Source organism: Corynebacterium sp. UBA2622 (genome assembly GCF_002339505.1).
Classification (GTDB): domain Bacteria; phylum Actinomycetota; class Actinomycetes; order Mycobacteriales; family Mycobacteriaceae; genus Corynebacterium.
The window spans coordinates 91829-100875 of sequence record NZ_DDJO01000021.1; the positions used below are offsets into that span (position 1 = coordinate 91829).

A 9047-nucleotide genomic window follows, 5' to 3' on the forward strand; every position below is an offset into this window, starting at 1 on the left:
GGGCTGGGGTGACTACTCCCCCATCGTATCGCCCCCGTTTTCCAGGTCGCGGTCGACCGGTTTGCCGATGGAGTACTCGACCGCCCCGGTGAGGCGGCGCAGCCTGTCGCGGAAGAAGGCGTCGTGGTCCGAGGCCAGGAGCAGGGTGGGATCGAGGAGGTGCCCGGCGAGCATCGCGTCGAACTCCTCGTCCTCGAGCAGGGACTTCGATTGCAGCCGCGGCAGGTAGCGCTTCGGACCGTTGTCCTCCATGAGAACCTGCGTGCGGATGCCCATGGGGGTCCGGTTGAGCACGCTGCCCGCCAGCTGCGCATCCACCCCGCGGGAGTCGCAGTATCCGCGCGGGAAAACCTGGTTGAAGCGGGGGTCCAGGTCACGGAAGGCCGCGGCGTCGAAGGCGAGCCCGGTGCGCCAGTCCCGCGCGCCACGGCCCATGATGAGGGCGTAGAGGCCGCGGTAGACGCCCGACTCCGGGCCGGCGGTGAGCAGGCGGGACTGGCTGAAGCTGGCGTCCGCGACGGTGCGCGGTATCCGGTCGGTCTCCCCCGCGGCCCAGGGCGTGACCTCGTCGACGTCGCTGCCCGAGCGGATCGTCGGGGCGTGGGCACCGTAGAGCTCGCCGAGCACGCCGCACCAGAACCACTGGTTGAGCCGGTCTATCCCCCGCTGATCCAGCGCGTCCTTGTCCGCCGACAGCCTCGCGAGGATGGCGGCGAGCGACACGATCTGCGCCGCGTAGGGCACCTGCTCCGCAGTGAAGATCCGGCGCTGGGCGAGAAAGTGCGCCGCCGCCTCGAACGCCGCGGTGAGCTCTCCGGCGTGTGCGAGGTAATCGGAGAGGCTGAGATTCAGTATGTCGCCGCGGTGCCCCAGGGCTGGCCCTCGCCGGCTGGTCACGACGAGCGACATCGCGCGGAGGTACTCTGTGCGCCCCACGCGCTCAAGGACAGGGTGGGCGCGCAACCGCCGTTCGACGCCCGCCCAGTGCTCAGCCAGCACGAAACCCGGGTCCTCCAGCGCGAACAGCGACGTCAGCAGCTCGAAGACATCCATCTGCACCCCCGCGGAGTTGGCGTGCGCGAAAATCTGCCCGATACCCGTCAGGGGCGTTTCGCGGTCGATGCGGATCACCGGCACCGTGTACGCGGGCAGGTGGCTGACCACCCGGGAGTGGAAGAGCTTCGCTGCTTCACGACGCCCCTCGTCCGCCCCCTCCGCGGCCATGTCGAACAGGAGGTCGTCACCCTCCGGCCACAGCAGCGCCGAGACCGGCACGACCCCGTGGGCGAGCATGTCCCGGCGGCTGTGGATCCCACCCTCGATACCGGGGCCGAAGTGCGAGCACACCCGCCCGTCGGGGTCGACCGCGAAGACGGCCTCCACGGGCATCGGGTCCGCCGAGACAGCCGCAGCGACATCGACGTAGAAGCGCCGGCGGATTGGCCGGCCGAGGAAGTCCACGGTGGGAATCTCACCGTCGCCCCGGAACGCGTGGTAAAGGGAGGTCAGGCGCTGCTGGCCGTCGAGAAGCAGAAGGCCCGGGTCCCTGCCCGTGTCGGGCGCCCCCTCGATGGCGCGGGCGCGGAAGCGCATCGGGACGTTGCGGGTGTCGAGCGCGAGGAGGGAGCCGATCGGGTACCCGCGCAGCACGGAGGTGACCAGGGTGCGAATGCGGTCGACGTCCCAGATGTACTCGCGCTGGAAGTCGGGCAGCTGGAGTTCACCCCGGTCGGCGCGGGCGAAGAGGTCGGACAGAGAGTAGCTCGGCGTCGTGAAGCCCATGGGGCCCAACTGTAGAGCAGACTCAGCAAACGTTCTCGGGACCTTCGAGGCTGACGTGGCCGGGCCGCTCGATCTGGATGGTTGAATGCCCGATGCCGAAGGCCGCCAGCTCCGCCTGGGCGCCGCGCAGGACCTCGTCGGCGTCCTCCCCCGGTGCCACCACCAGGTGGGCGGAGGCAAGCACGTTGTTCCCGTCGAGGCTCCACAGGTGCAGGTCGTGCATGTCGACGACCCCGGGGACGGCCCGCAGGGCAGGTTCGATGCGGCAGGTGTCGAAGCCGGGCGGGACCTGCTCGAGCAGCACGCGCACCGACTGGTTCATCAGCTGCCAGGCGCGGGGCAGAACGAGCGCGGCGATGAGGAAGGACGCGACGACGTCGGCGGCACCCCAGCCGGTGAACAGGATCACGGCACCGGCGGCTAGGACGGCCACCGATCCGAAGAGGTCCACCAGGACGTGGAGGAAAGCACCTTCAACGTTGATCGAGTTGGCGCGCTGGCGGTTGAGCACCACCGCGGAAGCTGCGTTGGCCACCAGACCGACGAGCGCGATGACCATCATGGGCCCCGCCATGATGTGCCCCGGGGAGCTGAGTCGGCGTACTGCCTCGACGACGATCCACACGGAGAGCAGGAGGACCGTAACGGCGTTGAGCAGCGCGGCGAGAACCTCGACACGGCGGAAACCGTAGGTTGCGGCAGCGGTTGTGGACTTCCTCCCGATGATCACCGCGATGACGGCGATGATGAGGCCGGCCGCGTCCGAGAGCATGTGCATCGCGTCGGCCATGAGCGCCATCGACCCCGTGACCCAGCCCCCGACGAGCTCAGCGAGGAAGACGACCGCCGTGATGGCCAGCGCCGCCGAGAGGGCCTTCAGCGGCGCGTCGGTCGGCGGATGATGGTCGTGCCCGTGGTGGTGGGCGTGGGCGGCCCCCGAATCGTCCGTCATAGGAAGGGAGTCTATCCACCCCCCCGCGTTATCGGCAACTTAATGAAAATCCGTTCTGGTTCGCATCAGGTTCGTCTGACCTGCACATTTCCCGGATTGCAGCCGTGCGCCCCTTCCCGCTTGTCGCTTCGCTCCGACGTAAGGCCCGCGGATTTTGTTACCGTGGATAAAGACAACGCCTCCGCGGAGACGTGAAGGCGCGTCGGATACACGTGAATATGGCGACGTATGCCCGAAGAAAATTACCCCACGAAAGGATTCGCAATGACGAACCGCAACACCCCGAACCCGAACGATCCCCGTCCCGGTGCGGACGACGTTAACCGTCGCGTCGATGACGTGAAGGGCGCGGCCGACAAGCGCGTCGACGAAGTGCGCACCAGCCGCACCGAGGAGCCCACCCGCGTGGAGAAGACGACTACCGAGAAGACCACCACCTCCAAGCCGGTCGCCCGCGACACCGCCGGCTCCACCGCCGTGCGCGAGGAGAAGAGCGGCGGCTGGTGGAAGTGGCTGCTGGGTCTGCTGGCCCTGCTGCTGCTGGCATGGCTGCTGTGGAGCCTGTTCTCCGGTGATGACGAGGGTGACAGCTCCACGACCACCACCACCGACACCGTGGCCACCACGACCTCGTCCGTGACCTCCTCGGAGGCCACCCCGGCCTCCGGCACCGAGGCTCCGGTCTCCGGTTCCGAGGTTGCCACCCCGGGTGCCGAGACCATGGCTCCGGAGGGCACCCCCGCCCCGGCCACCAACTAAGGATTGAGCGCTCGCCCCTGGTGAGCGCCTAGCACCTTCCCCGCCCTCTAGAGCTCCGCGCGGAGCTCTAGAGGGCGGTTTGTGCGTTCGGGGGTGTGTGCCGGTTCGGTGTGTACCGGTTTGGTGTGCCGGTTTGGTGTGTGCCGGGGGCGAATTCTGGGGTGCGGGGCTCCGGGCGGGTCCGTAGCGTGATATCACGGTTTGTAAAACCCCAGGTCGCCTTGCCCAGGCCCCGCAGCCACCAATAGCCGACCTGGGAAAACGCAGAGCGTGATATCACGGTTCGCACCCGCAGCCCGCCCCGCGCACCCGCACACCCCACACATGACAAAGGCCCGCCACACCCGAGATGATCGGGCGAGGCGGGGCGGGCTGCCGGGCCGCTAGGACGCGGTGTCGGTGAGCGGGTTCTTCACCCAGCTCATCATGTCGCGCAGCTGGGCACCGGTGGTCTCGATCGGGTGGCTGGACACCTTCTCGCGCAGGCTCTCCAGCTCCTTGTTGCCGCCCTCGACGTTGGCGACGAGGCGGCGGGTGAACTCGCCGGACTGGATGTCCTTAAGGATGTCGCGCATGCGGTCCTTGGCGCCGTCGTCGATGACACGGGGGCCGGAGAGGTAGCCGCCGAACTCGGCGGTGTCGGACACCGAGTAGTTCATGTTGGCGATGCCGCCCTCGTAGATCAGGTCGACGATGAGCTTGATCTCGTGCAGGCACTCGAAGTAGGCCATCTCGGGTTCGTAACCGGCCTCGGTGAGCACCTCGAAGCCCTTCATGATGAGCTCCTCGAGGCCTCCGCACAGCACGGCCTGCTCCCCGAAAAGGTCCGTGACGGTCTCCGCCTCGAAGGTGGTCGGGATGACACCGGCGCGGGCCCCGCCGATGGCGGCGGCGTAGGACAGGGCGAGCGCCTGGCCGTCGCCGGTGGGATCCTGCTCGACGGCGATGAGGGCGGGAACACCCTTGCCGTCGACGAAGGTGCGGCGGACCAGGTGGCCGGGTCCCTTGGGGGCGACCATGGCGACGGTGATGTTGTCTGCGGGCTCGATGAGCTTGAAGTGGATGTTCAGCCCGTGGCCGAAGAAGAGGGCGTCGCCGGGGTTGAGGTTCGGCTCGATGTCGGTGGTGAAGATCTCGGCCTGGGAGGTGTCCGGGGCCAGCAGCATGATGACGTCGGCCCATGCGGCGGCGTCCGCGTTGCTTTTCACCTCGAAGCCAGCCTCGCGGGCCTTCTCGGCGGACTTGGAACCCTCGCGGAGGCCGATGACGACCTCGACGCCGGATTCACGCAGGTTCTGGGCGTGGGCATGGCCCTGGGAGCCGTAACCGATGACAGCGACCTTCTTGCCCTGGATGAGCGAGAGGTCCGCGTCCTTGTCGTAGTAGACGTCAATTGCCATGAGTTGAGCACTCACCTTTCCTATGGTGTGGGATTTCTATTTCACATTATGACACAAAACCGGGCCGGGCATAGCCACTTACTTCGACGGGGCGAGCGTCTTCGGGCCGCGGTTCAGCGCCACCTGGCCGGACTGAACCAATTCGCGGATGCCGAAGGGCTCCATCACGTCGAGGAACGCGCGCAGCTTCGACGGAGTTCCGGTCGCTTCGATTACGACGGAGCCCGGGGAGACGTCGACCACGCGGGCGCGGAAGATGTTCGCGGCATCCACCACCTGCGGGCGGTTCGTATTGTCGGCGTTAACCTTCACGAGGAGGAGGGAACGCGCGATTGTGGTGTCGTCGTCAAGCCTGACCACCTTGAGCACCTGGACGAGCTTGTGCAGCTGCTTGGTGATCTGCTCGATGTGGTACTCGGAGGCGTCGACGACGATGGTGAGCCGGTTGATCCCCTCGTTCTCCGTCTTCGCCGAGACCAGCGAGACGAGGTTGTAGCCGCGGCGGGTGAACAGGGCCGTCACGCGGGTGATGATGCCGTCGAGGTCGAGGACCAGCACCGACAGGATGTTGCGGGTTGATTCGTCCTGGTTCATGTCTACTTTCCCTCCTGGGCGCGCTCGGCCTCGGCCTTCTCAAGCGCCTCGCTAACTTCGTGGATCGCCTCGGGGGTCACCGCGGCGGACTCCTCCATGTCGAAGAACGGCCGGATGTCCAGCGCGTACTGGATGTCGGAATTGTTCGCGCCGGCCTCGACCATCGGCCACACCTGCGCATCCTCGCCAACGATGAACTCGATGACGACGGGGCGGTCGTTGATCTCCCGCGCCCTGCGGATCGCCGGGACGACGTCCTCCTCGCGGCTCACCCGGATCGCCTCGGCCCCGAGGGCCTCGGACAGCTTGACGAAGTCCGGCACGTAGACCTCCCCGCCCAACTTGGTGTGGGAGTAGTTGCCCCCGTAGAACAGCGTCTGCCACTGGCGCACCATGCCGAGGTTGCCGTTGTTGATCAGCGCGATCTTGATCGGGAAACCCTCGAGCGCGGCGGTGGTGATCTCCTGGTTGGTCATCTGGAAGCACCCGTCGCCGTCGATGGCCCAGACCTCCTTGTCGGGCCGGCCCGCCTTGGCGCCGACGGCCGCCGGCACCGCATACCCCATCGTGCCCAGACCACCGGAATTGAGCCAGGTGCGCGGGTGCTCGAAGTCCACGAACTGCGCCGACCACATCTGGTGCTGGCCCACGCCTGCGACGTAGATCGCGTCGGGCCCGACCTCGCGCGAGAGCGTCTCGATGACGAACTGCGGCGCCAGCTTGCCGTCGGACTGCGGCTCGTAGCCGCGGGGGAAGCGCTCCTTGAGGCCCTCGAGGCGCGAGATCCAGCCGCTTATCGACGGCTTGTCCATCCCCTTCCCCCGGAACGCGTCCGTCAGCTGCTCCAACACGCGCCGGGCATCACCGACGATCGGCACCTCCACCGCGCGGATCTTGCCCACCTCTGCGGGGTCGATGTCCGCATGGATCGTCTTCGCGTGGGGCGCGAAGGTGGACACGTCGCCGGTGACGCGGTCGTCGAAACGCGTGCCGATGGCGATCAGTAGGTCGGCCTCCTGCAGCGCCCCGACCGCGGGGACCGAGCCGTGCATGCCGGGCATGCCCATGTAGAGCGGGTGGGACTGCGGGAACGCGCCGAGCGCCATGAGGGTGGTCACGACGGGGACCCCGGTGGCCTCGGCGAACTCGAGCAGTTCCTTGTGGGCCTCGGACTTGATCACGCCGCCGCCGACGTAGAGCACGGGACGTTCGGCCTCCGAGATCATCTTCGCCGCCTGGGAGATCTGGCGGGAGTGGGGCTTGACGTTCGGCTTGTACCCCGGCAGGTCCAGGGTGGGCGGCCAGACGAAGTCGATCTCCTCGGCCTGGAGGTCCTTCGGGATGTCCACGAGCACGGGACCCGGGCGGCCGGTGGTGGCGATGTGCACCGCGGTCGCGATCGCCCGCGGGATGTCCTCGGCGCGCGTGACCATCACGTTGTGCTTGGTGATGGGCATGGTGATCCCGCGGATGTCGGCCTCCTGGAAGGCGTCGGTGCCGATGAGCGGCGAACCGACCTGCCCGGTGATGGCGACGATCGGCACGGAGTCGAGGTAGGCGTCGGCGATGGCGGTGACGAGGTTCGTCGCGCCCGGCCCGGAGGTGGCGATGCAGACGCCGACTTTCCCGGATGCCTGGGCGTAACCCTCGGCCGCGTGGCCGGCGCCCTGCTCGTGGCGCACCAGGACGTGGCGGAGCTTCCGGGCGTGGGCGAGGGCGTCGTAAAGCGGCAGGACCGCACCCCCGGGGAGGCCGAACACGACGTCGACGCCGATTTCCTCGAGACTGCGCACGACCGCGGAGGCGCCGGTGATGCGCTCCGGGGCCTCGGGCTCGCGGCCCGCGTCACCGGCTTTCTTCGATGGCGCCTTCTTCGAAGGCTTGTGGGAAGCAGCCACGTTGAAAAGCTCCTTTGATGTGGATGTCAGGGCGGGGTGACCAAAAACAAAACCCCCGTGACAGCACTACGAAAGTGCTACGCGGGGGCGCTTGTTGTGGCGACTGAGAAGGGTTACAGACCGCTACGGCAAGCGCCGCACGGAATAATTACTACTAGTCGCATATTGATCATGACCCACATCATACACAGCGCACAGGTATCTGTCGGCGAAACGGTAAAAATTCCCGTCTAGTCTGGTGGCACTATGCCCTTTGCCTACATCGCCCAAGAAATCTGGCGCTGGATAGCCGAGACCGGAATCAACCTCGCCCTCCTCGTCCTGCTCGCCCTCCTCATCCCCCGCGCGGGGCGTTTCGCCAACCGCATGGCGGAAAAGCAGGTGCACGAGAGCGGAGACACCGACGAGGGCAAGACCCGCCTGGCCATCGCGGGCGTGGGCATCAACATCGCCCAGATCGTCGCCTTCTTCCTGCTGCTGGTGTTCTTCCTGCAGCAGATCGGCTTCTCCCTCGTCGGCGCCACCCTCCCCGCGACCGTGGTCTCCGCCGCCATCGGTTTCGGCGCGCAGAGCATCATCGCCGACTTCCTCGCCGGCTTCTTCATCCTCACGGAGAAGCAGTACGGCGTGGGTGACTTCGTCACCTTCGAGGGAAACGGCGTGGAGGTAAGCGGCGACGTCATCCAGATCACCATGCGCTCGACGCACATCCGCACCATCGAGCAGTCCACCGTGTCCATCCCGAACTCCACCGCGCGCATCTGCATCAACCACTCGAACTACTGGTCCTCCGCCCTCGTGGTCATTCCGGTCCCGCTGCTGGGGTCCACCAGCGCCGACGAGGCGACGGCGCGCGCGGAGAGGGCGGCGCGCCGGGCGCTGTCGGACCCGGAGATCACCAAGGTGGTCCTCGGCGACCTGTCCGTCCATCCCGCCGTCGCGGTGACCCCGCCCGTGGTGGTGGGCATGCCGTGGACGATGGACGTGCGCTTCCTCGTCCGCGTGGAGCCACTGAGCCAGTGGATGGTCGAGCGCGCCATCCGCATCGCGGTGCTCAACGAGTTCTGGGAGGAGTACGGCTCCGCCCCCACCATGGCCGGCACCCGCCTCGACCGCGTCGTGGACCACACGATGGCCTCCGACGCCTACCCGCCCACCGAGTACATGAAGCCGGTCCACCCCGGCTCCGGAGACTCGGACGAGACCCGCCTGGACACCGCGGCAGTCGGTGCGAAGGCGAGCAACGACGAGGAGGACCACATCCGGCCCGACGCCGAGGAGGACCCCGCCGCCGATCCGCTTGACGACGACACCTCCGGCGCCCCCGAGTCCCGCCGCGCCTTCGGTGGCGTGATGCGCCTGTCCACCGGCGTCCTGCTCGCCATGTTCGCCGTCCTGCTGCTCGCCCGCGGCCTCACCCTCGGCGCGACCGACGCCAACCCCGACCAGAGCGGGGTCCTCGCTCCCCCGCCGCGCACGACGGCCACCTCACCAACCGCCACCGAGCCCGCCCCACAGCCGACCACGCAACGCCCCGCCACCACCGCGGACTCGCCCACCGCCACGCGGTCGCCGGTGGAGACGGCCCCCACCGAAACCGGTGAGGCGACCCCGGAGCCGACGCAACCGGCCGCCCCGACCGAACCCACCGCGCCCGGCGGG

At 67.9% G+C, this 9047-nt stretch carries 7 protein-coding genes; 2 read left to right on the forward strand and 5 right to left on the reverse strand.

What is annotated here, in order from left to right:
* Positions 1-12 precede the first annotated feature (12 nt).
* Both B3611_RS08895 and B3611_RS08900 read right to left on the reverse strand, forming a co-directional pair.
* The gene (locus B3611_RS08895; protein WP_291314720.1) at positions 13-1782 is read right to left on the reverse strand and encodes a DUF262 domain-containing protein; all 1770 of its coding nucleotides are present in this window, start codon (positions 1780-1782) and stop codon (positions 13-15) included.
* A 22-nt stretch (positions 1783-1804) separates the two neighbouring features.
* The gene (locus tag B3611_RS08900; RefSeq protein WP_291314721.1) at positions 1805-2734 is read right to left on the reverse strand and encodes a cation diffusion facilitator family transporter; all 930 of its coding nucleotides are present in this window, start codon (positions 2732-2734) and stop codon (positions 1805-1807) included.
* A gap of 264 nt (positions 2735-2998) precedes the next feature.
* On the opposite strand from B3611_RS08900, the gene B3611_RS08905 reads away from it, so the two are divergent.
* Complete coding sequence (locus tag B3611_RS08905; protein ID WP_291314722.1) at positions 2999-3493, forward strand: hypothetical protein; 495 nt, start codon at positions 2999-3001, stop codon at positions 3491-3493.
* A gap of 383 nt (positions 3494-3876) precedes the next feature.
* On the opposite strand, the gene ilvC is transcribed toward B3611_RS08905, so the two are convergent.
* The 3 genes from ilvC to B3611_RS08920 all read right to left on the reverse strand — a co-directional run bounded on the left by ilvC (position 3877) and on the right by B3611_RS08920 (position 7385).
* Positions 3877-4893 carry a ketol-acid reductoisomerase gene (gene ilvC, locus B3611_RS08910; RefSeq protein ID WP_291314723.1) on the reverse strand — a complete coding sequence of 339 codons (1017 nt, stop codon included), beginning with the start codon at positions 4891-4893 and terminating at the stop codon, positions 3877-3879.
* Between the two features lie 78 nt (positions 4894-4971).
* Positions 4972-5487, reverse strand: a complete 516-nt coding sequence (ilvN, locus tag B3611_RS08915; RefSeq protein WP_291314724.1) for an acetolactate synthase small subunit — start codon at positions 5485-5487, stop codon at positions 4972-4974.
* 2 nt (positions 5488-5489) lie between these two features.
* Positions 5490-7385, reverse strand: coding sequence for an acetolactate synthase large subunit (locus B3611_RS08920; RefSeq protein WP_291314725.1), 1896 nt, complete (start codon positions 7383-7385; stop codon positions 5490-5492).
* Positions 7386-7631: 246 nt separating this feature from the next.
* On the opposite strand from B3611_RS08920, the gene B3611_RS08925 reads away from it, so the two are divergent.
* Positions 7632-9047, forward strand: a 1416-nt coding sequence (locus B3611_RS08925; RefSeq protein WP_291314726.1) for a mechanosensitive ion channel family protein, incomplete at its 3' end; no start/stop codon positions are given.

Coding starts and splice junctions, on each gene's coding strand:
- ilvN (WP_291314724.1), bottom strand. CDS start 5,487: ATGAACCAGGACGAATCAACCCGCAACATCCTGTCGGTGCTGGTCCTC.
- B3611_RS08895 (WP_291314720.1), bottom strand. CDS start 1,782: ATGGGCTTCACGACGCCGAGCTACTCTCTGTCCGACCTCTTCGCCCGC.
- B3611_RS08900 (WP_291314721.1), bottom strand. CDS start 2,734: ATGACGGACGATTCGGGGGCCGCCCACGCCCACCACCACGGGCACGAC.
- ilvC (WP_291314723.1), bottom strand. CDS start 4,893: ATGGCAATTGACGTCTACTACGACAAGGACGCGGACCTCTCGCTCATC.
- B3611_RS08905 (WP_291314722.1), top strand. CDS start 2,999: ATGACGAACCGCAACACCCCGAACCCGAACGATCCCCGTCCCGGTGCG.